At 61.2% G+C, this 21274-nt stretch carries 32 protein-coding genes; all 32 read right to left on the bottom strand.

Features of this window, described 5'->3' with window-relative positions; all coding sequences use genetic code 11:
• Positions 1–18: 18 nt before the first annotated feature.
• Positions 19–648, bottom strand: coding sequence for a 30S ribosomal protein S4 (rpsD, locus tag ACUH78_RS06330; RefSeq protein WP_418363628.1), 630 nt, complete (start codon positions 646–648; stop codon positions 19–21).
• A gap of 14 nt (positions 649–662) precedes the next feature.
• Positions 663–1052 (bottom strand): 30S ribosomal protein S11, encoded by a 390-nt coding sequence (gene rpsK, locus ACUH78_RS06325; protein WP_418363629.1) that lies wholly within the window; start codon positions 1050–1052, stop codon positions 663–665.
• A gap of 12 nt (positions 1053–1064) precedes the next feature.
• Complete coding sequence (gene rpsM / locus ACUH78_RS06320; protein ID WP_418363630.1) at positions 1065–1427, bottom strand: 30S ribosomal protein S13; 363 nt, start codon at positions 1425–1427, stop codon at positions 1065–1067.
• 53 nt (positions 1428–1480) lie between these two features.
• Positions 1481–1594 (bottom strand): 50S ribosomal protein L36, encoded by a 114-nt coding sequence (rpmJ, locus tag ACUH78_RS06315; protein WP_002931619.1) that lies wholly within the window; start codon positions 1592–1594, stop codon positions 1481–1483.
• A 25-nt stretch (positions 1595–1619) separates the two neighbouring features.
• Positions 1620–1838 (bottom strand): translation initiation factor IF-1, encoded by a 219-nt coding sequence (gene infA, locus ACUH78_RS06310; protein WP_002931617.1) that lies wholly within the window; start codon positions 1836–1838, stop codon positions 1620–1622.
• 3 nt (positions 1839–1841) lie between these two features.
• On the bottom strand, positions 1842–3167 hold the full coding sequence (gene secY / locus ACUH78_RS06305) for a preprotein translocase subunit SecY (RefSeq protein ID WP_435749628.1): 1326 nt from the start codon (positions 3165–3167) through the stop codon (positions 1842–1844).
• A 16-nt stretch (positions 3168–3183) separates the two neighbouring features.
• Positions 3184–3621, bottom strand: a complete 438-nt coding sequence (rplO, locus tag ACUH78_RS06300; RefSeq protein ID WP_418363631.1) for a 50S ribosomal protein L15 — start codon at positions 3619–3621, stop codon at positions 3184–3186.
• Between the two features lies 1 nt (position 3622).
• Positions 3623–3805, bottom strand: coding sequence for a 50S ribosomal protein L30 (gene rpmD, locus ACUH78_RS06295; protein WP_418363632.1), 183 nt, complete (start codon positions 3803–3805; stop codon positions 3623–3625).
• 3 nt (positions 3806–3808) lie between these two features.
• Positions 3809–4333 (bottom strand): 30S ribosomal protein S5, encoded by a 525-nt coding sequence (rpsE, locus tag ACUH78_RS06290; protein ID WP_324537969.1) that lies wholly within the window; start codon positions 4331–4333, stop codon positions 3809–3811.
• A 12-nt stretch (positions 4334–4345) separates the two neighbouring features.
• Positions 4346–4699, bottom strand: a complete 354-nt coding sequence (gene rplR / locus ACUH78_RS06285; RefSeq protein WP_418363633.1) for a 50S ribosomal protein L18 — start codon at positions 4697–4699, stop codon at positions 4346–4348.
• An 11-nt stretch (positions 4700–4710) separates the two neighbouring features.
• Entirely contained in the window at positions 4711–5244 is a 534-nt protein-coding gene (rplF, locus tag ACUH78_RS06280) for a 50S ribosomal protein L6 (RefSeq protein WP_418363634.1), read from the bottom strand.
• 10 nt (positions 5245–5254) lie between these two features.
• Complete coding sequence (gene rpsH / locus ACUH78_RS06275; protein ID WP_418363635.1) at positions 5255–5650, bottom strand: 30S ribosomal protein S8; 396 nt, start codon at positions 5648–5650, stop codon at positions 5255–5257.
• A gap of 13 nt (positions 5651–5663) precedes the next feature.
• Complete coding sequence (gene rpsN / locus ACUH78_RS06270) at positions 5664–5969, bottom strand: 30S ribosomal protein S14 (RefSeq protein ID WP_418363636.1); 306 nt, start codon at positions 5967–5969, stop codon at positions 5664–5666.
• Positions 5970–5976: 7 nt separating this feature from the next.
• Complete coding sequence (gene rplE, locus ACUH78_RS06265) at positions 5977–6516, bottom strand: 50S ribosomal protein L5 (protein WP_418363785.1); 540 nt, start codon at positions 6514–6516, stop codon at positions 5977–5979.
• A 9-nt stretch (positions 6517–6525) separates the two neighbouring features.
• Positions 6526–6843, bottom strand: coding sequence for a 50S ribosomal protein L24 (rplX, locus tag ACUH78_RS06260; protein ID WP_418363637.1), 318 nt, complete (start codon positions 6841–6843; stop codon positions 6526–6528).
• A gap of 11 nt (positions 6844–6854) precedes the next feature.
• Positions 6855–7223, bottom strand: coding sequence for a 50S ribosomal protein L14 (gene rplN / locus ACUH78_RS06255; RefSeq protein ID WP_418363638.1), 369 nt, complete (start codon positions 7221–7223; stop codon positions 6855–6857).
• Between the two features lie 154 nt (positions 7224–7377).
• On the bottom strand, positions 7378–7647 hold the full coding sequence (rpsQ, locus tag ACUH78_RS06250) for a 30S ribosomal protein S17 (RefSeq protein ID WP_281050845.1): 270 nt from the start codon (positions 7645–7647) through the stop codon (positions 7378–7380).
• A complete protein-coding gene (rpmC, locus tag ACUH78_RS06245; protein WP_418363639.1) occupies positions 7644–7838 on the bottom strand; it encodes a 50S ribosomal protein L29 in 195 nt (64 codons plus the stop codon). The genes rpsQ and rpmC overlap by 4 nt, the downstream gene beginning before the upstream one ends.
• Positions 7839–7840: 2 nt before the next feature.
• Positions 7841–8257 carry a 50S ribosomal protein L16 gene (gene rplP / locus ACUH78_RS06240; protein ID WP_002931592.1) on the bottom strand — a complete coding sequence of 139 codons (417 nt, stop codon included), beginning with the start codon at positions 8255–8257 and terminating at the stop codon, positions 7841–7843.
• Entirely contained in the window at positions 8257–9027 is a 771-nt protein-coding gene (gene rpsC / locus ACUH78_RS06235; protein WP_418363640.1) for a 30S ribosomal protein S3, read from the bottom strand. The genes rplP and rpsC overlap by 1 nt, the downstream gene beginning before the upstream one ends.
• A 9-nt stretch (positions 9028–9036) precedes the next feature.
• Positions 9037–9366 carry a 50S ribosomal protein L22 gene (gene rplV / locus ACUH78_RS06230; RefSeq protein ID WP_418363641.1) on the bottom strand — a complete coding sequence of 110 codons (330 nt, stop codon included), beginning with the start codon at positions 9364–9366 and terminating at the stop codon, positions 9037–9039.
• A gap of 9 nt (positions 9367–9375) precedes the next feature.
• Entirely contained in the window at positions 9376–9651 is a 276-nt protein-coding gene (rpsS, locus tag ACUH78_RS06225; protein WP_004258198.1) for a 30S ribosomal protein S19, read from the bottom strand.
• 10 nt (positions 9652–9661) lie between these two features.
• Complete coding sequence (gene rplB / locus ACUH78_RS06220) at positions 9662–10489, bottom strand: 50S ribosomal protein L2 (RefSeq protein WP_418363642.1); 828 nt, start codon at positions 10487–10489, stop codon at positions 9662–9664.
• A 6-nt stretch (positions 10490–10495) separates the two neighbouring features.
• Positions 10496–10801 (bottom strand): 50S ribosomal protein L23, encoded by a 306-nt coding sequence (gene rplW, locus ACUH78_RS06215; protein WP_435749629.1) that lies wholly within the window; start codon positions 10799–10801, stop codon positions 10496–10498.
• The gene (rplD, locus tag ACUH78_RS06210; RefSeq protein ID WP_418363643.1) at positions 10798–11418 is read right to left on the bottom strand and encodes a 50S ribosomal protein L4; all 621 of its coding nucleotides are present in this window, start codon (positions 11416–11418) and stop codon (positions 10798–10800) included. The genes rplW and rplD overlap by 4 nt, the downstream gene beginning before the upstream one ends.
• A 10-nt stretch (positions 11419–11428) precedes the next feature.
• Complete coding sequence (gene rplC, locus ACUH78_RS06205; RefSeq protein WP_418363644.1) at positions 11429–12067, bottom strand: 50S ribosomal protein L3; 639 nt, start codon at positions 12065–12067, stop codon at positions 11429–11431.
• Between the two features lie 111 nt (positions 12068–12178).
• The gene (gene rpsJ, locus ACUH78_RS06200; RefSeq protein WP_004332388.1) at positions 12179–12490 is read right to left on the bottom strand and encodes a 30S ribosomal protein S10; all 312 of its coding nucleotides are present in this window, start codon (positions 12488–12490) and stop codon (positions 12179–12181) included.
• A gap of 80 nt (positions 12491–12570) precedes the next feature.
• Positions 12571–13761 carry an elongation factor Tu gene (tuf, locus tag ACUH78_RS06195; RefSeq protein WP_418363645.1) on the bottom strand — a complete coding sequence of 397 codons (1191 nt, stop codon included), beginning with the start codon at positions 13759–13761 and terminating at the stop codon, positions 12571–12573.
• A 30-nt stretch (positions 13762–13791) separates the two neighbouring features.
• Positions 13792–15891, bottom strand: coding sequence for an elongation factor G (gene fusA, locus ACUH78_RS06190; protein ID WP_435751696.1), 2100 nt, complete (start codon positions 15889–15891; stop codon positions 13792–13794).
• Positions 15892–16000: 109 nt separating this feature from the next.
• Positions 16001–16471, bottom strand: a complete 471-nt coding sequence (gene rpsG / locus ACUH78_RS06185) for a 30S ribosomal protein S7 (protein WP_418363647.1) — start codon at positions 16469–16471, stop codon at positions 16001–16003.
• Positions 16472–16504: 33 nt separating this feature from the next.
• On the bottom strand, positions 16505–16882 hold the full coding sequence (gene rpsL / locus ACUH78_RS06180) for a 30S ribosomal protein S12 (RefSeq protein ID WP_002931569.1): 378 nt from the start codon (positions 16880–16882) through the stop codon (positions 16505–16507).
• 134 nt (positions 16883–17016) lie between these two features.
• A complete protein-coding gene (gene rpoC, locus ACUH78_RS06175; RefSeq protein ID WP_435751693.1) occupies positions 17017–21228 on the bottom strand; it encodes a DNA-directed RNA polymerase subunit beta' in 4212 nt (1403 codons plus the stop codon).
• Between the last annotated feature and the right edge of the window lie 46 nt (positions 21229–21274).

The raw sequence follows: 21274 nt of genomic DNA, 5'->3' as shown, positions 1-21274 counted from the left end.
AGAGGATCAGACTCCCGATCAACGGGAGTACAGTTCCACCACCAGGCTCTCGTTGATCGTTGCAGGCAGTTCAGTGCGCACCGGGTAGGCTTTGAAGACACCCTTGCCGGCCTTGGTGTCGACTTGGAGCCACTCGGGGAAACCACGCGACTCGGCAGCCTCGAGGGCGGCCTTGACGCGCAGGTGACCGCGCGCACCTTCGGTCAGTTCGACAACATCGCCCGGGCGAACAACGTACGACGGGATATTCACGCGCTTGCCATTGACCAGCACGCCGTTGTGACGGACCACCTGTCGTGCTTCAGCGCGCGAGGCGCCGAAACCCATGCGGTAGGCGACGGAGTCCAGCCGACCTTCCAGCAACTGAAGCAGGTTTTCACCTGTCTGACCACGGCGACGGTCCGCTTCGGCGTACACCTTGCGGAACTGGCGCTCCAGCACACCGTAAATGCGGCGAATCTTCTGCTTCTCACGCAACTGCACGCCATAGCCGGACAGACGCTGCCCGGAACGCTGACCGTGCTGGCCAGGGGCATACGCACGGCGCTCGATGGCGCACTTGTCGGTAAAACACTTTTCGCCCTTCAGGAACAGCTTTTCGCCTTCGCGACGGCACTGACGGCACTTAGGATCGAGATTACGAGCCACTTATCAACTCCTTGTCAGATACGACGCTTCTTCGGCGGACGGCAGCCGTTATGCGGGATGGGGGTGATGTCCGTGATGCTGGAAATCTTGATCCCCAGCGCATTGAGCGCACGAACCGAGGACTCGCGCCCAGGACCGGGGCCCTTGATGCGCACTTCCAGGTTCTTGATGCCACATTCCTGGGCAGCCTTGCCAGCCGCTTCGGCAGCGACCTGAGCGGCGAACGGCGTGCTCTTGCGCGAGCCCTTGAAGCCCGCACCGCCCGAAGTCGCCCACGACAGAGCGTTACCCTGACGATCGGTGATGGTGATGATGGTGTTGTTGAAGCTCGCGTGAACGTGAGCGATGCCTTCGGCAACGTTCTTTTTGACCTTCTTGCGAACCTTCGTTCCAGTCTTAGCCATTATCGGTTCCTATTACTTCTTGCCGGCGATCGGCTTGCGCGGACCCTTGCGGGTACGGGCATTGGTGCGGGTGCGCTGGCCACGAAGCGGCAGCCCACGGCGATGACGCACGCCGCGGTAGCAGCCCAGGTCCATCAGGCGCTTGATGTTCATGGTGACTTCACGACGCAGGTCGCCTTCGACGACGAAACGACCGACTTCGTCACGCAGCTTTTCCATGTCCGACTCGGTCAGATCCTTGACCTTGACCGAACGCACGATGCCTGCGGCGTCGCAAATTCTCTGAGCACGCGAACGGCCGATCCCATAGATGGCGGTCAGCGCGATCTCGGCATGCTTGTGATTGGGAATATTAACCCCAGCAATACGGGCCATCCGTATACCCCGAAACGAAAAACGTTAAATTCTAATGCCTGGCGTTGAGTAGATCAACCCTGGCGTTGCTTGTGCCGCGGATCGCTGCAAATGACGCGAACCACACCCTTGCGGCGGATAATCTTGCAGTTGCGGCAGAGCCGCTTGACCGATGCCTGCACTCTCATGATGTTGCTCCTGTTTCTCTAATCTTCACTTGGTCCGGAAAACGATCCGGCCCTTGGTCAGGTCGTAGGGGGTGAGCTGTACGGTCACCTTGTCCCCGGGGAGGATGCGGATGTAGTGCATCCGCATCTTCCCGGAGATATGGCCGAGCACCATGTGACCGTTTTCAAGCCTGACGCGGAACGTTGCATTGGGGAGGTTCTCGGTCACCTCTCCCTGCATCTCGATTACATCTTCCTTCGCCATGGCTCACCTTCCGGGGATACCCGCCCCCTTGAAGTTCGCTTTCTTCAGCAGACTCTCGTACTGGTGCGACATCACGAATGCCTGGACCTGAGCCATGAAGTCCATCGTAACCACCACGATGATCAGCAGCGAAGTGCCACCGAAATAGAACGGCACGTTCCACTTCAGGATCAGGAACTCCGGCAGAAGGCAAACCAGCGTGATGTACACCGCACCGGCCAGCGTCAGCCGCATGAGAATCTTGTCAATGTAGCGCGCGGTCTGATCGCCAGGACGAATCCCGGGAACAAAGGCCCCGCTCTTCTTCAGGTTGTCTGCCGTCTCACGCGCATTGAAGACCAGCGCCGTGTAGAAGAAGCAGAAGAAAATAATCGCCAGCGCATAGAGCATCACGTAGATGGGCTGACCCGGAGAGAGCGTGGAAGCGATGTCTCGCAGCCAGTACATCCCCTCCGACGAACCAAACCACTGCCCCAGCGTGGCAGGGAACAGAATGATGCTCGACGCGAAGATCGGCGGAATCACGCCAGACATGTTCAGCTTCAGGGGAAGGTGGGAACTTTGCCCCCCATACACCTTGTTGCCGACCTGCCGTTTGGCGTAATTCACCAGAATCTTCCGCTGCCCACGCTCCACGAAAACCACAAAGGCCGTCACCAGCACCACGAGAATGCAGATGAAGAGCGCCGTAAAGGGGTGCATCGATCCTGTCCGAACCAACTCGAACAAACCGCCAATCGCACTTGGCAAGCCCGCTATGATGCCGGCGAAGATGATGATCGAGATGCCATTACCGATGCCACGCTCGGTGATCTGCTCACCCAGCCACATCAGGAACATCGTACCGGTCACCAGCGTCGCGACGGTCACGAATCGGAACATGACCCCCGGCTCGAGCACCAGACCAGGCTGCCCTTCGAGCGCGATCGCGATACCCAGCGACTGCGCCAACGCCAGCAGCAAGGTGCCGTACCGCGTGTACTGCGTGATCTTGCGTCTACCCGCCTCCCCTTCCTTCTTCAACGCTTCCAGAGAAGGCACCGCCACGGTCATCAACTGCATGATGATGGACGCGGAGATGTAGGGCATGATGCCCAGCGCGAAGATGGTGAAGCGAGACAGCGCGCCACCCGAAAACAGGTTGAACACGCCAAGGATTCCACCCTGCTGGGACTGGAACAACTCTGCCAGCCCCTGCGGGTCGATACCAGGCACCGGAATGTGCGCGCCGATCCGATACACGATCAACGCGCCCATGAGGAACATCAACCGGCGCTTGAGATCGCCGAATTTCCCCGCGCTTCCCAGCGTGGCAGCAGGATTCGCCACAGCGTATGCCCTTTTCTTACTCGGCCGCCACGGAACCGCCGGCAGCTTCGATCGCCGCCTTGGCACCCGCAGTCGCACCCACGCCGCGCAGGATCACCTTGCGGCTTATGGAACCCGAAACGACGACCTTGGCCGACAGAGCATCGGCGGCGATGACGCCCGCCTGCTTGAGCGTCAGCAGATCGATCTCGTCTACCGGGAGCTTGTCCAGTTCGGACAGGCGCACCTCGACATTGCGAGCCCGCGTCAGCGAAACGAAACCGCGCTTCGGCAGCCGGCGCTGCAGCGGCATCTGGCCGCCCTCGAAGCCGACCTTGTGGAACCCGCCGGCGCGGGATTTCTGACCCTTGTGGCCGCGGCCGCAGGTCTTGCCCAAGCCGCTGCCCATTCCGCGACCGACACGGCGCGCAACTTTCTTGGAGCCTTCACCGGGCTTGATGGTATTCAGGCGCATTTCAACCCTCACACTTCAGCAGGTAGGACACCTTGTTGACCATGCCCCGGACTTCCGGGGTATCCGCCAGCTCGACCGTGTGGTTGAGCCGGCGCAGACCCAGCCCGCGCACAGTAGCACGATGGGACTGCTTGGTACCGATCACGCTCTTCACGAGCGTCACCCTGATTTTCTTGTCCGACATCTCTTACCCCAGGATCTCTTCGACGGACTTGCCGCGCTTGGCAGCGATCTCCGCCGGGGTGTTGATCGCCATCAGGCCATTGATGGTGGCACGGACGACGTTGTACGGATTGGCAGAGCCGATGCACTTGCAAATCACATCGGTCACACCCATGACTTCGAACACGGCGCGCATCGGACCGCCGGCGATGATGCCGGTACCAGCGGGAGCCGGCTGCATCAGCACGGAAGCCGCGCCGTGCTTGCCGATTACCGTATGCTGCAAGGTCCCGTTCTTGAGCGAGACCTTACGCATCTTGCGACGCGCTTCGTCCATCGCCTTCTGCACCGCCACCGGAACTTCGCGGGACTTCCCCTTGCCCATGCCGATCGCGCCGTCACCGTCACCGACGACGGTCAGTGCCGCGAAGCCGAGGATACGACCGCCCTTTACGACCTTGGTCACGCGATTGATCGCGACCATTTTTTCCTTCAGGCCGTCATCGCGCTCGTCGGAGGCTTGCGCACGTTTGGTTTGCTGCTTGGCCATACGATTCCTCGCTTAGAACTTGAGACCGCCTTCACGGGCGGCCTCGGCCAGCGCCTTCACGCGGCCGTGATACAGGAAGCCCGAGCGGTCGAAGGAGACCTGCTCCACACCGGCTGCTTTTGCACGCTCGGCGATGAGCTTGCCCACCACCTCCGCGGCCGCCTTGTTGCCGCCATTGGCGACCTTGGCGCGCACATCGGCTTCGACGGTCGATGCAGCGGCGAGAACGCGCGCTCCGCAGCCGGAGATGACCTGAGCGTAGATATGGCAGTTGGACCGGAACACCGTCAGGCGAACCGCCTTGAGCTCCGCAATCTTGGCGCGAGTTTTGCGCGCGCGACGGAGACGAGTTTCTTTCTTGTTCATGACGAACCGCCTTACTTCTTCTTGGTTTCCTTGAGCACCACCACTTCGTCCGAATAACGGACGCCCTTGCCCTTGTAAGGCTCGGGAGCGCGGTAGGCCCGCACCTCGGCAGCGACCTGGCCGACCTTCTGCTTGTCGACCCCTTTGATCAGGATCTCGGTCTGAGTCGGCGTCTCGACCTTCACACCTTCGGGCATCTGATGCACGACCGGGTGAGAGAAGCCGAGTGACAGATTGAGCTTGTCGCCCTGCGCTTGCGCACGATAACCCACGCCCACCAGGGTCAGCTTGCGCTCGAAACCCTTGCTCACGCCGGTAACCATATTGTTCACCAACGCACGCACGGTGCCAGACATGGCGCGCGCATTGGCAACACCGTCGCGCGCCTTGCACACGATCGCATCGCCTTCGCGCGCAACCTGTACGGCACCCGTCAGCGCCTGGCGCAGCGAGCCGAGCGGACCTTTCACTGCGATCTCAGCGTCGGAAATCATCACTTCCACGCCCTGCGGGATCGCCACCGGGTTCTTGGCTACACGAGACATCGTATCCCCCTTACGCGACCAGGCAGATGACCTCGCCACCCACGCGGCCAGCGCGTGCGGAGCGGTCGGTCATCACGCCACGCGGCGTGGAAACAATGGCGACGCCAAGGCCGTTCATCACGCGCGGCAGGTCATCGCTACCCTTGTAGATGCGCAGCCCAGGACGGCTCACACGCTCGAGTCGCTCAATGACCGGGCGCCCGGCGTAATACTTGAGCGTAACGTCGAGCGAAGGCTTGCCGCCCTCTTCGCGCACCGCGAAACCATCGATGTAACCTTCGTCATGCAGAACTTTGGCGATCGCAACCTTCAGCTTCGACGAAGGCATCGACACCGAGGCCTTCTGGGCCTGCTGGCCGTTGCGGATGCGCGTCAGCATGTCGGCGATCGGATCGGACATACTCATCTTCGATTTCTCCTTACCAGCTCGCCTTGGTCATACCAGGAACTTCACCACGGAAAGCAATTTCACGCAGCTTGTTACGGCACAGACCGAACTTGCGGAACACGCCACGCGGGCGCCCGGTGAGCGCACAACGATTGCGCTGACGGGTCGGGTTCGCGTTGCGCGGCAGTTGCTGCAGGGCCAGACGGGCGGCCATGCGTTCTTCTTCGGACAGACTGGTGTCCTTGATCGTCGCGACCAGGGCGGCACGCTTGGCAGCGAATTTTTCCACCAGCTGCGCGCGCTTCGCTTCGCGGTTGATCAGAGCGAGTTTCGCCATATCACCCTCAATTCTTGAACGGGAACTTGAACGCGGCGAGGAGAGCACGGGCCTCCTCGTCGTTCTTGGCCGTCGTCGTGATGCTGATGTTCATCCCGCGCAGCGCATCGATCTTGTCGTACTCGATCTCAGGAAAAATGATCTGTTCCTTGACACCGAGGTTGTAATTGCCGCGACCATCAAAACCCTTCGACGCGATACCGCGGAAGTCACGGACGCGCGGCAGGGCAATCGTGATCAGACGATCTAGAAATTCGAACATGCGCGGCCCACGCAGGGTCACCATGCAGCCAATCGGATAACCGTCGCGAATCTTGAAACCGGCGATCGACTTGCGAGCCTTGGTGGACACTGGCTTCTGACCGGCGATCTTGGTCATGTCGCCAATGGCGTTCTCGAGAATCTTCTTGTCGCCAACCGCCTCACCGACGCCCATATTGAGGGTGATCTTGGTGATGCGAGGAACTTCCATCACGGACTTGTAGCCGAACTGCTGCCTCAGCGCAGGCGCGACCTCATCCTTGTAAACCTGTTGCAAGCGAGCCATCGTCACTCCTTAGGCGTTCACCAGCTCGCCGTTCGACTTGAAGAAACGAACCTTGCGGCCATCTTCAAGCGTCTTGATCCCGACTCGATCACCCTTCTGGGTGGCGGGATTGAACAGCGCGACGTTCGACACATGGATGGGCATCTCCTTCTCGACGATGCCACCCACTTCACCTTTCAGCGGATTCGGGCGCACGTGCTTCTTCACCCGATTCACACCCTCGACCACGACGCGCTCGTCATCGACGCGGCGCAGCACAGTGCCACGACGGCCACGATCCTTGCCCGTCAGCACCATTACTTCGTCACCCTTGCGGATCTTGTTCATCTATCGACTCCTCAGAGCACTTCGGGCGCCAGCGAGACGATCTTCATGAACCGCTCGGTGCGCAGCTCGCGCGTGACCGGCCCAAAGATACGGGTGCCGATCGGCTCAAGCTTGTTGTTCAGAAGCACGGCCGCATTGTTGTCGAACTTGATCAGCGAACCGTCAGGACGACGAACGCCCTTGGCAGTGCGAACCACGACCGCGTTGTAGACGTCACCCTTCTTGGCGCGACCACGCGGCGCAGCATCCTTCACGGTAACCTTGATGATGTCGCCCACGCCGGCATAGCGACGCTTCGAACCACCCAGGACCTTGATGCACATCACCGAGCGTGCGCCGGAGTTATCGGCCACGTCCAGCCTGGACTGCATTTGAATCATGAAAATATCTCCAACTTATCCCGCATCTGCGGACAGTCTTGGAACCCGTCAGGGTAGGATGCCCCGAGCGAGCCCCGGAGCAAAGAGGCAAAAGTATAACAGCCTGGCGCGTGCGCGCCAAGCTGTTTTTTTTGCGACCTGCCAGTAACTCAATTCAGATGATACGAGCCTTCTCGAGCACCTTGGCCACCCGCCAGGTCTTGGTGCGCGAGATCGGGCGGCACTCCTCGATCTCGACGAGGTCGCCCTGCGCGGCAATGCCGTCTTCCACGTGAGCGTGGTACTTTGCCGAACGGGTGATGATCTTGCCGTACAGCGGGTGCTTCACCCGACGCTCGACAAGAACGGTCACCGTCTTCTGCATCTTGTCGCTCACCACACGCCCAACCAGCGCGCGGCGAACCTTCTCAACCTGTTCGCTCATTGCTGACCCGCCTTTTCGCGCAGAATGGTACGCACGCGCGCGATATCGCGACGAACCTTACCAATCTGACTCGTATTGCCCAGCTGCTGCGTAGCGTGCTGCATGCGCAGCGAAAACTGCGCCTTGAGCAGCTCGAGGAGCTCCTTGTTCAACTCATCTGCGCTCTTGGCGCGGAGTTCAGTAGCGTTCATGTTCAACCCCCAATCTGACGGGTAACGAACACGGTCTCGATCGGAAGCTTGGCGGCAGCGAGCCGGAAAGCCTCACGAGCGAGCTCTTCGGCCACGCCGTCCATTTCATAGAGCACCTTGCCCGGCTGGATCTCGGCGACCCAGTACTCGGGGTTACCCTTACCGTTACCCATCCGGACTTCGGCCGGCTTCTTCGAGATCGGCTTGTCCGGGAAGATGCGAATCCAGATGCGACCACCACGCTTGATATGACGCGTCATCGCACGACGGGCCGACTCGATTTGACGCGCGGTCAGACGACCGCGGCCAACGGCCTTCAGCCCGTACTCGCCGAAGGACACCTTGGCGCCGCGGGTAGCGACACCGGTGTTGCGGCCCTTCTGCTCCTTACGGTACTTCCTTCTAGTCGGCTGCAGCATCATTCACTCCTGCTTTCTTCTTGCCGGCCTTCGCCACGACGAGCGGGACGACGACCCGGACGACCTTCGCCGTCACGCGGCGCGCCACGGCGGCCACGGCGGTTATCCACTTCCGGCTCGGCGGCGACGGGCTGCTCGTTGCGACCCAGCATCTCACCCTTGAACACCCACACCTTGATGCCAATGATGCCGTAGGTGGTCTGCGCTTCGGAGACGCCATAATCGATATTCGCGCGCAGGGTGTGCAGCGGAACACGGCCTTCACGATACCACTCGGTACGCGCGATCTCGGCGCCGTTCAGGCGACCGGAGCTCATGATCTTGATGCCCTGGGCACCCAAGCGCATCGCGTTCTGCATGGCCCGCTTCATTGCGCGGCGGAACATGATGCGCTTCTCAAGTTGCTGGGCGATCGAATCAGCGATGAGCTTCGCGTCGAGTTCGGGCTTGCGCACTTCCTCGATATTCACGTGAACCGGAACGCCTACGATCTTCTGCAGATCGCGCTTGAGTGCCTCGATGTCTTCGCCCTTCTTGCCGATCACGACGCCCGGACGCGCACTGAACAGCGTAATGCGGGCATTCTTGGCCGGCCGCTCGATCAGCACGCGGCCGAGCGATGCGTGCGCGAGGCGCTTCTTGAGGTACTCGCGAACCTTCAGGTCCTCGTGCAGCATGCCCGAGAAGTCCTTGCTGGAAGCAAACCAGCGCGAACCCCAGTCACGCGTGACGGCGAGGCGGAAGCCAGTGGGATGGATTTTCTGACCCATGTTTACTCCTTACTCGCCAACGGTCACGTAGACGTGGCAGGTGGGCTTGAGGATGCGGTTGCCGCGACCCTTCGCACGCGCAGTGAAGCGCTTGAGCGTCATGCCCTCTTCCACGTGAATGGCCTTGACCTTCAGCGTGTCGATATCGGCGCCGTCGTTGTGCTCGGCATTCGCGATTGCCGACTCGAGCACCTTGCGAATGATCTTCGCGCCCTTCTTGGGCGAGAAGGCCAGCGTGTTGAGCGCCTGATCGACGCGTTTGCCCCGAACCAGGTCGGCCACCAGGCGACCCTTCTGGGCCGACAGGCGAACGCCACGGAGAATTGCTTTGGTTTCCATGTCGCCCCCTTAACGCTTGGCTTTCTTGCTGGCGGCGTGACCCTTGAAGGTACGCGTGAGCGCGAATTCGCCGAGCTTGTGTCCGACCATGTTCTCGGTCACGAACACGGGAATGTGCTGCTTGCCGTTGTGCACCGCGATTGTCAGACCGATGAAGTCGGGCAGAATCGTGGAGCGACGCGACCAGGTCTTGATCGGGCGCTTGTCGTTGCTCGTCCGTGCCGCGTCGACCTTCTTGAGCAGGTGCGCGTCGATGAACGGGCCTTTCTTGATAGAACGTGCCATCTTTTACCCCTTAACGCTTGTGACGACGCTGCACGATCATGTTGTCGGTGCGCTTGTTCGAGCGCGTCCGATAACCCTTGCTCGGCGTACCCCACGGGCTGACCGGCTCGCGCGCTTCGCCGGTCCGACCCTCGCCGCCACCATGCGGGTGGTCGACCGGGTTCATCGCCACACCGCGAACGGTCGGGCGGATGCCGCGCCAACGGTTCGCGCCGGCCTTGCCGATCTTGCGCAGACCATGCTCTTCGTTGCCAACTTCACCGATGGTCGCGCGGCACTCCACATGCACGCGACGGATCTCGCCGGAGCGCAGGCGCAGCTGTGCGTACGAACCTTCACGCGCGAGCAGCTGAACCGAGGTGCCCGCAGCACGCGCAAGCTGAGCACCTTTGCCGGGAACCATCTCGATGCAGTGGATCGTCGAGCCGACCGGGATGTTACGAATCGGCAGCGCGTTACCCGGCTTGATAGGCGCCTCGGAGCCGCTAACCAGTTGCTGACCGACTTCCACGCCACGCGGTGCGATGATGTAGCGACGCTCGCCATCCGCGTAGCACAGCAGCGCGATGTGCGCGGAGCGATTGGGGTCGTACTCGATACGTTCGACCTTGGCGGGAATACCATCCTTATTGCGACGGAAGTCGACCAGGCGATAGTGTTGCTTGTGACCACCACCCTGGTGGCGCACCGTGATGCGACCGTTATTGTTACGGCCAGCATTCTTGCTCTGCTTCTCGACCAGCGCCGCGATCGGACGCCCCTTGTAGAGGTCGGCATTGACGACCTTTACCTGGGCACGACGGCCAGCGGAAGTGGGCTTGAGTTTAACGATTGCCATGATCTATCACTCCCCCGCCGCGAAGTTGATTTCCTGACCGGGCTTCAGGCACACGAAGGCCTTCTTCCAGTCCTTGCGGCGACCCATGGTCTTGCCAAAGCGCTTGGCTTTGCCCTTCACGTTCAGAACCTGAACCGACTTCACCTCGACCTTGAACAGCGACTCGACAGCCGCCTTCACTTCGGGCTTGGTTGCATCGGAAGCGACCTTGAACACCACCTGCTCGCTCTTGTCGGCAACATACGTTGCCTTTTCGGAGATCTGCGGAGCGAGCAGCACCTGCAGCAGACGTTCCTGAGTGATCGCGCTCATTGCCACGCTTCCTCCATCTTCGCCAGCGCGCCCTTGGTGACCAGCACCTTCGGGAAGCGCACGAGCGACACCGGATCCGCCTCGTTCACTTCCAGCACCAGAACCTGATGAAGGTTGCGCGAGGACAGGAACAGGTTCTCATCCATTTCGTCGGTAATGACCAGAACCGAGTCCAGGCCCATACCCTTGAGCTTCTGCGACAGCAAGCGGGTCTTCGGCGCCTCGACGCTGAAGTTCTCCACGATGGCCAGACGGTCCTCGCGAGCAAGCTGCGACAGGATCGCAGCGACACCGGCGCGGTACATCTTGCGGTTCACCTTCTGCGAGAAGTTCTCGTCCGGGGTGTTCGGGAAGATCTTGCCGCCTCCGCGCCACAGCGGGCTGGAAGCCATACCAGCACGGGCGTTACCCGTACCCTTCTGACGGAACGGCTTGCGAGTCGACTTGGCGATCTCGGAGCGATCCTTCTGCTTGCGGTTACCCGAGCGCGCGTTCGCCATGTAGGCGGTCACGACCTGGTGCACAAGCGCTTCGTTGTACTCACGGCCGAACAGCACATCGGACGCCTGAAGCGTCGATGCTGCCTGACCCTGATCATTCAAGAGTTTCAGTTCCATTGCGCGCTCCTCAGGCCTTGACCGCCGGACGGACGACGACGTCGCCACCCTTGGCACCCGGCACCGCACCCTTCACGAGAAGGAGCTGGCGCTCGACATCCACGCGAACGACTTCGAGCCCCTGGGTCGTGCGCTGCACGTTGCCATACTGGCCGGCCATGCGCTTACCCGGAAACACGCGACCCGGATCCTGCGCCATACCGATGGAACCCGGCGAGTTGTGCGAGATGGAGTTGCCGTGCGAGGCACGGTTCGACGAGAAGTTGTGACGCTTGATCGGGCCGGAAAAGCCCTTGCCGATCGTCACACCGGTCACATCAACCTTTTGACCGACCTGGAAGAGGTCTGCGCCCAGCAGGTCACCGACATTCATGCCGCCTGCCTGCTCGCCTTCAACGCGGAACTCCTTCATGCCGCGACTGGGCTCGACGCCCGCCTTGGCAAGATGACCCGCGACCGGCTTGGTGATACGGCTGGCGCGACGCCTGCCGAAAGCAACCTGAACCGCGGCATAGCCATCAGTTTCGGTCGTCTTGATCTGGGACACACGATTGTCCGACACGTCCAGCACCGTCACCGGAATGGTCTTGCCATCCTCAGCGAAGATGCGAGTCATGCCGACCTTGCGTCCTACAAGGCCTAGACTCATTTTTTTCTCCTGAATCCCGGTTGCGATTGACCGGGGGTCACAATTATTGCACCCAAAGGCACAAAGGCCGGATTATACCGGCCTGTTCAAAGCTTCCGCAAGCAAAAGCGCTTATTGGAGCTTGATCTCGACGTCCACGCCAGCCGGAAGATCCAGCTTCATCAGAGCGTCAACCGTTTTATCGGTCGGATCGATGATGTCCATCAGGCGCTGATGGGTGCGGATTTCCATCTGATCGCGCGAAGCCTTGTTAACGTGCGGCGAACGCAGCAGGTCGAAACGTTCGATGCGAGTCGGCAGCGGGACGGGGCCGCGAACGACGGCGCCCGTGCGCTTGGCCGTTTCGACGATTTCCAACGCGGACTGGTCGATCAGACGGTAATCGAATGCTTTCAGGCGAATGCGGATTTTCTGGTTCTGCATGTTTAGTCCAAAAGAGCGGATGTTTCAGAAAAGAGCACAAAGAGCGTGGGCGACCCCAAAGGGCCGCCCCAGTTCGAGCATTACTCGATGATCTTGGCGACGACGCCGGCGCCGACGGTACGGCCGCCTTCGCGGATCGCGAAGCGCAGGCCTTCTTCCATGGCGATCGGGGCGATCAGCTTGACGGTGATCGACACGTTGTCGCCCGGCATGACCATCTCGGTGCCCTCCGGCAGCGCGATCGAACCGGTCACGTCCGTGGTACGGAAGTAGAACTGCGGACGGTAGTTGTTGAAGAACGGCGTATGACGACCGCCTTCTTCCTTCGACAGCACGTAGATCTCGCCCGTGAAGTGCGTGTGCGGGGTGATCGAACCCGGCTTGCACAGCACTTGACCACGCTCGACGTCTTCACGCTTGGTGCCGCGCAGCAGCACGCCCACGTTGTCGCCCGCCTGGCCCTGGTCCAGCAGCTTGCGGAACATCTCGACGCCGGTGCAGGTGGTCTTGACGGTCGGGCGGATGCCGACAATCTCGATTTCCTCGCCAACCTTGACGATGCCGCGCTCGACACGACCGGTCACCACGGTGCCGCGGCCCGAGATCGAGAACACGTCTTCGATCGGCAGCAGGAAGGGCTTGTCGATCGCACGTTCCGGGGTCGGGATGTACGAATCCAGCGCAGCAGCCAGCTCGAAGATCGCCGGCTCGCCGATCGGCGACTGGTCGCCCTCGAGCGCCTTCAGCGCCGAACCTTTGACGATGGGGATGTCATCGCCCGGGAAGTCGTACTTCGACAGAAGCTCGCGCACTTCCATCTCCACCAGCTCGAGCAGTTCTTCGTCGTCGACCATGTCGCACTTGTTCAGGAAGACGATGATGTAAGGCACACCGACCTGGCGGGCCAGCAGGATGTGCTCGCGGGTCTGCGGCATCGGACCGTCCGCGGCCGAGCACACCAGGATCGCACCATCCATCTGGGCGGCACCGGTGATCATGTTCTTCACGTAGTCGGCGTGACCCGGGCAATCAACGTGCGCGTAGTGACGGGTTTCCGTCTCGTACTCGACGTGCGCCGTGTTGATGGTGATGCCACGCGCCTTTTCTTCGGGCGCCGCGTCGATCTGATCGTACGCCTTGGCTTCGCCGCCGAACTTCTTCGACAGGATCGTGGTGATCGCAGCGGTCAGCGTGGTCTTGCCGTGGTCAACGTGGCCGATGGTGCCGACGTTCACGTGGGGCTTGGTACGTTCGAACTTACCCTTTGCCATGTTCGTGAGTCCTTGAGTTGAGTGTGTTGATTACTTACGGCTGCTGATGACGGCTTCGGCCACGCTCTTCGGAGCTTCGGCGTAGTGCTTGAACTCCATCGAGTAGGTCGCACGACCCTGGGTCAGCGAGCGCAACTGAGTAGCGTAGCCGAACATCTCGGCCAGCGGCACCTCGGCCTTGATTTCCTTCATTCCGCCCGGGATGTCATCCATACCCTGAACGATGCCACGACGACCAGACAGGTCACCCATGACGTTACCCATATAGTCTTCCGGCGTCTCGACCACGACCGCCATCATCGGCTCGAGCAGCACGGGGCTGGCCTTACGCATGGCTTCCTTGAACGCCATCGAACCCGCCATCTTGAAGGCGTTTTCGTTGGAGTCGACATCGTGATAGGAACCGAAGTGCAGCGTGACCTTGACGTCAACCACCGGGAATCCAGCGAGCACGCCATTCGGCAGGGTTTCCTGGATGCCCTTGTCCACCGCAGGGATGTACTCGCGCGGAACCACGCCACCCTTGACGGCATCCACGAACTCGTAGCCCTTACCCTGTTCAGCCGGTTCGAGGTTGATAACGACGTGACCGTACTGACCACGACCACCGGATTGCTTGACGAACTTGCCTTCGACGTCGTTTGCCGCCTTGCGGATGGTCTCGCGGTAGGCGACCTGGGGCGCGCCGACGTTGGCCTCGACGTTGAACTCGCGCTTCATGCGGTCAACGATGATCTCGAGGTGAAGTTCACCCATCCCCGAAATGATGGTCTGCCCCGACTCCTCGTCGGTGCGCACACGGAAGGACGGATCTTCGGCCGCCAGGCGCGACAGCGCAAGGCCCATCTTTTCCTGGTCGCTCTTGGTCTTGGGCTCGACGGCGACGTGGATCACAGGATCCGGGAACACCATGCGCTCAAGGATGACCGGCGCGCTCGTGTCGCACAGAGTTTCACCCGTGGTGACATCCTTGAGGCCGACAACGGCGGCAATGTCACCGGCGAGCACCTCCTTGATCTCTTCACGGTCATTGGCGTGCATCTGCAGGATGCGGCCAATGCGTTCCTTGCGGTTCTTCACCGAGTTCAACACGGTCGAACCCGATTCGAGCACACCCGAATACACGCGAATGAAGGTCAACTGGCCAACAAAGGGGTCAGTCATGAGCTTGAACGCGAGCGCGGAGAACTTCTCGTCGTCACGTGCATGACGAACCACTTCCTTCTCATCGTCATCGACGCCCGCGACCGGCGGAATGTCGATCGGCGACGGCAGGTACTGAATCACGGCGTCGAGCATGCGCTGCACACCCTTGTTCTTGAACGCAGTGCCGCACAGCATCGGCTGGATCTCGCAGGCAAGGGTGCGCGCACGCAGACCCGCGATCACCTCTTCCTCGGAAAGCTCACCTTCCTCGAGATACTTGTTCATCAGTTCTTCATTAGCTTCGGCAGCGGCCTCAACCATGCTCGCACGCCACTCTTCGGCCGTTCCGAGCAACTCTGCCGGAATGTCGTGGTACTCGAACTTCATGCCCTGGGAGGCTTCGTCCCAAATGATCGCCTTCATCTTCAGCAGATCGACGACACCCTTGAAGGTATCCTCCGCACCAATGGGGATTACCACCGGAACAGGATTGGCCTTCAGGCGATTCTTCATCTGGTCAACGACCTTGAAGAAGTTCGCGCCCGAGCGGTCCATCTTGTTAACGAAGGCGAGGCGCGGCACCTTGTACTTGGTCGCCTGACGCCACACGGTCTCGGATTGAGGCTGAACGCCACCCACTGCGCAATACACCATGCACGCACCGTCGAGCACGCGCATCGAACGCTCCACCTCGATGGTGAAGTCGACGTGCCCCGGGGTGTCGATGATGTTGAAACGGTGCTCAGGGAAGGATTGATCCATACCCTTCCAGAAGCAGGTCACCGCTGCCGAGGTGATGGTGATGCCGCGCTCCTGCTCCTGCACCATCCAGTCCGTCGTGGCTGCGCCATCGTGCACCTCACCGAGCTTATGGCTCACGCCGGTGTAGAAGAGGATGCGCTCGGTCGTAGTCGTCTTGCCGGCGTCGATGTGAGCGGAGATACCGATGTTGCGGTAGCGCTCGATGGGAGTCTTGCGAGCCACGTTATAACCTGCCTTCAGTTAGTCGCGCACCAGGCGCGATGAACGAGTTTCTTGCGTTGGAAAACAATCGAGCCCTATACAGGGCCCGAGTTACCGCTGCCGATCAGAATCAGAAGCGGAAGTGCGAGAACGCCTTGTTGGCTTCAGCCATGCGGTGAACTTCTTCGCGCTTCTTCATGGCGGCACCGCGACCCTCCGCAGCCTCGAGCAGCTCGCCAGCCAGGCGCTGAGCCATCGACTTCTCGGCACGCTTGCGCGCGGCTTCACGCAGCCAGCGCATCGACAGCGCCATCCGGCGCGACGGACGAACCTCGACCGGAACCTGGTAGTTGGCACCGCCAACACGACGGCTCTTGACCTCGACGACCGGTTTCACGTTACCCACAGCGCTCGAGAAGACTTCGAGCGGATCCTTACCGGACTTGGTCGAGATGTGCTCGAAGGCACCATAGACGATGCGCTCGGCCACAGCCTTCTTGCCCGACTGCATGATGACGTTGATGAACTTGGAGACATCCTGGTTACCGAACTTCGGATCCGGCAGGACCTCGCGCTTGGGTACTTCACGACGACGCGGCATGACAACCTCTCGCTAAATTTCTGTGACCGACAATCAGGCTTTCTTCGGGCGCTTGGCACCGTACTTCGAGCGCGACTGCTTACGATCCTTGACACCCTGCAGATCGAGGGAGCCACGGACGATGTGATAGCGCACACCCGGAAGGTCCTTTACACGACCGCCACGGATCAGCACCACGGAGTGCTCCTGGAGGTTGTGACCTTCACCGCCAATGTACGAGATGACCTCAAAACCATTGGTGAGACGAACCTTGGCGACCTTACGCAGCGCCGAGTTCGGCTTCTTCGGGGTCGTGGTGTACACGCGAGTGCAGACGCCGCGCTTCTGCGGGCAAGCTTCAAGCGCCGGAACCTTGCTCTTGGCAACTTCCATTTGGCGCGGCTTGCGGACAAGCTGATTGATTGTTGGCATAGCTTAAGAATTTCCCATAAGACCGCGGCAGCCCACCATGGGCCGCCGCGGGCGGATTATTCCGGCTGCGACTGACTACGATTGGTCAGTCCACAAAAAAGAGGCCGGAGTTTATTCCGAGGTTGGTCCGAAAGTCAACTCGCCTCGATGTCCTGCTGCGTTTCAGCAACATCTGCTGCCGCCCAGGCATGCTCGGCGCCGAGATCCACGCCCTGCTCCTGTGCCTTGCGGCTGCGGTGATAGGCGAGACCCGTACCGGCCGGGATCAGGCGTCCGACGATGACGTTCTCTTTCAGGCCGCGCAGTTCGTCGCGCTTGCCCATGATCGCCGCTTCGGTCAGCACGCGGGTGGTTTCCTGGAAGGACGCTGCGGAAATGAAGGAATCCGTCGACAGTGAGGCCTTGGTGATGCCCAGCAGCACGTTCTCGTACTGCGCCGGCAGCTTGCCATCGGCTTCCACACGGTCGTTCTCGTCCAGCACCTCGGAGCGTTCGACCTGCTCCTCGCGGATGAACTTGGTATCGCCCGGATCCGTAATCACCACGCGGCGCAGCATCTGACGAACAATCACCTCGATGTGCTTGTCGTTGATCTTCACGCCCTGGAGCCGGTACACGTCCTGCACCTCGTCGATGACGTAGCGGGCCAGTTCGCTGATGCCCTGCAAACGCAGGATGTCGTGCGGGTCAGCCGGACCGTCGACGATGAGTTCGCCCTTGTTCACCACCTGACCGTCGTGCACCATAAGGTGCTTATCCTTCGGAATCAGGAACTCGTGCGAAGTGCCGTCCGGCTCGGTGATGACCAGACGCTGCTTGCCCTTGGTCTCCTTGCCGAAGGATACGGTGCCGGTGCACTCGGCAAGCATGCCGGCGTCCTTGGGTGCCCGTGCCTCGAACAGCTCGGCAACACGCGGCAGACCGCCGGTAATGTCGCGGGTCTTGGCCGATTCCTGCGGAATGCGCGCCAGGATGTCACCCACATTGATCTGCTGACCGTCCTTCACCGTGATCAGCGAACCGACCTGGAAGGTGATGGCCACCGAATGCTCGGTGCCGGCGATCTTCACTTCCTCACCGTTCTCGTCGAGCAGCTTGACCTGAGGACGCACGCCCTTCGTGGCGCCGGTGGTGGAGCGGCGCTTTGCATCGATGACCACCAGGGTCGAAAGGCCCGTCACCTCGTCGATCTGCTTGGCGACGGTGACCCCCTCTTCCACGTTCTCGAACTTCACCGTACCGGTGTATTCGGTGACGATCGGACGGGTGTGCGGATCCCAGCTTGCCAGTTGGGTCCCCGCCTTGACGGCGGCGCCGTCATCAACGAGCAGCAGCGCGCCGTACGGAAGCTTGTGACGCTCGCGCTCGCGACCAAGGTCGTCGGCCACCACAAGTTCAGCCGAACGCGCGATGACGATCTTTTCGCCCTTCGGGTTCGCTACGTAACGCATGTTGCCCGCAAAGCGGATGGAACCCGCAGATTTGGCTTCGACCCCGCTGGCAGCAGCCGCCCGAGAAGCCGCACCACCGACGTGGAAGGTACGCATGGTGAGCTGAGTGCCCGGCTCGCCGATCGACTGCGCAGCGATCACGCCCACAGCCTCACCAGCGTTGACCATGCTGCCGCGACCCAGATCTCGGCCGTAGCACTTTGCACACAATCCGTAGCGGGTTTCGCACGTCAGCGGAGTACGGACCTTGACCTCGTCCACACCCAGGCTTTCGATGAGATCCACGGCGTCCTCGTCTAGCAGGCTGCCCGCTTCGATGACGGTTTCCTGCGTCTCGGGGTTGACGACATCGTCGACGCACACGCGGCCGAGGATGCGCTCACGCAGCGGCTCCACCACCTCGCCGCCCTCGATCAGGGCCTTCATGGCGAAGCCTTCGCGCGTGCCGCAGTCGTCCTCGATCACGACCAGATCCTGAGTCACGTCGACCAGACGACGGGTCAGGTAGCCCGAGTTCGCGGTCTTCAGCGCGGTATCGGCAAGACCCTTACGGGCGCCGTGCGTCGAGATGAAGTACTGCAGAACGTTGAGGCCTTCCCGGAAATTGGTGGTGATCGGCGTCTCGATGATGGAGCCGTCCGGCTTGGCCATCAGGCCCCGCATGCCGGCGAGCTGTCGGATCTGTGCCGCGGAGCCGCGTGCCCCCGAGTCGGCCATCATGTAGATCGCGTTGAAGGACTCCTGGCGGACCGTCTTGCCCTCGCGGTCAACCACCTCTTCGGAGCCGAGTTGTTCCATCATGGCCTTGGCGACCTGGTCACCGCAGCGGCCCCAGATGTCCACGACCTTGTTGTAGCGCTCGCCGTCGGTCACCAGACCTGAGGTGTATTGCTGGGCGATCTCCTTCACCTCGGCCTCGGCGGCGCGGATCAGGTCGTGCTTGGCGTTGGGCACCAGCATGTCCTTGACCGCGATCGACAGACCCGCGCGTGTGGCGAGGCCATAGCCGAACTGCATCAGCTTGTCGGCGAAGATCACCGTTGCACGCAAGCCGCAGCGACGGAACGAGGCGTTGATGAGCTTGGAGATTTCCTTTTTCTTCAGCGGCTTGTCGATCACGCTGAAGGGCAGCCCAGCCGGCAGGATCTCGGACAGGATCGCCCGACCCGCGGTGGTGTTGTGACGCACGACTTTCTCGATGCGCTCGCCGTTGGGACCGAGATCGGCCTCCTTCAAGCGCACGGTGACGCGCGCATGCAGCGCGATCTGGCCCGATTCGTAGGCGCGCTTCACTTCCGAAACGTCAGTGAAGATCATGCCCTCGCCCGGCACGTTGATGCCTTCACGGGTGGCGTAATACAGACCCAGAACGATGTCTTGCGACGGCACAATGATCGGCTCGCCGTTGGCGGGCGACAGTACGTTGTTGGAGGCCAGCATCAGGGTGCGGGCTTCCATCTGCGCTTCGAGCGACAGCGGAACGTGGACGGCCATCTGGTCGCCGTCGAAGTCGGCGTTGAACGCGACGCAGACCAGCGGGTGGAGCTGGATTGCCTTGCCTTCGATCAGTACCGGCTCAAAGGCCTGGATGCCAAGACGGTGCAGGGTCGGTGCGCGGTTCAGCAGCACCGGATGCTCGCGGATCACCTCTTCGAGGATGTCCCACACCACCGGCTCCTGAGACTCCACCATCTTCTTGGCCTGCTTGATGGTCGTGGCCAGCCCCATCAGTTCGAGCTTGTTGAAGATGAAGGGCTTGAACAGCTCCAGCGCCATCAGCTTGGGCAGACCGCACTGGTGCAGCTTGAGCTGCGGACCGACGGTAATCACCGAACGGCCCGAGTAGTCGACCCGCTTGCCGAGCAGGTTCTGACGGAATCGGCCGCCCTTGCCCTTGATCATGTCGGCCAGCGACTTCAGCGGGCGCTTGTTGGCCCCGGTCATGGCCTTGCCACGGCGGCCGTTGTCGAGCAGCGAGTCGACGGCTTCCTGCAGCATGCGCTTCTCGTTGCGCACGATGATGTCGGGCGCCTTCAGCTCGAGCAGGCGCTTGAGGCGGTTGTTACGGTTGATGACGCGACGATACAGATCGTTCAGGTCGGACGTCGCGAAGCGGCCACCATCCAGCGGCACCAGCGGGCGCAGGTCGGGCGGCAGCACCGGCAGCACCTCCAGCACCATCCACTCGGGCTTGATGCCGGACTGCTGGAAGGCTTCGAGCACCTTCAGGCGCTTGGAGAACTTCTTGATCTTGGCTTCGGAGTTGGTGGTCTCCAGGTCGCCGCGCAGCTTCTCGGCCTCCAGGTTGATGTCCAGGCTGCGCAGCAGCGCAGCGACACCCTCGGCACCCATCACGGCGTCGAACTCGTCGCCGTACTCCTCGACCTTGGCCAGATAGTCGTCCTCGGTCAGCAACTGGCCGCGATTGAGCGGGGTCATGCCGGGCTCGACCACCACGAAGGCTTCGAAGTAGAGCACGCGCTCGATGTCGCGCAGCGTCATGTCGAGCACCATGCCGAGACGGCTCGGCAGGCTCTTCAGGAACCAGATGTGGGCGACCGGCGAGGCCAGCTCGATGTGGCCCATGCGCTCGCGGCGCACCTTTGAAAGCGTCACCTCGACGCCGCACTTCTCGCAGATCACGCCACGGTGCTTGAGGCGCTTGTATTTACCACACAGGCACTCGTAGTCCTTCACCGGGCCAAAGATCTTGGCGCAGAACAGGCCGTCACGCTCCGGCTTGAAAGTGCGGTAGTTGATGGTCTCGGGCTTCTTCACCTCACCGTAGGACCAGGACCGGATCTTGTCCGGCGACGCGAGACCGATGGTTATCGCGTCGAACTCTTCCTCGTTCGGCAGGGTTTGCTTGAACAGGTCAGCGAGCAGGCTCTTCATTGTTCACTCCATGCGGGGGCGCAACCGCTCGGGTCAACGCCCCCTG

The organism is Thauera sp. ZXT1-4, assembly GCF_052598215.2.
The sequence above is the reverse complement of the archived record's forward strand: the minus strand, read 5'-3'. Positions and strand labels throughout refer to the sequence as shown.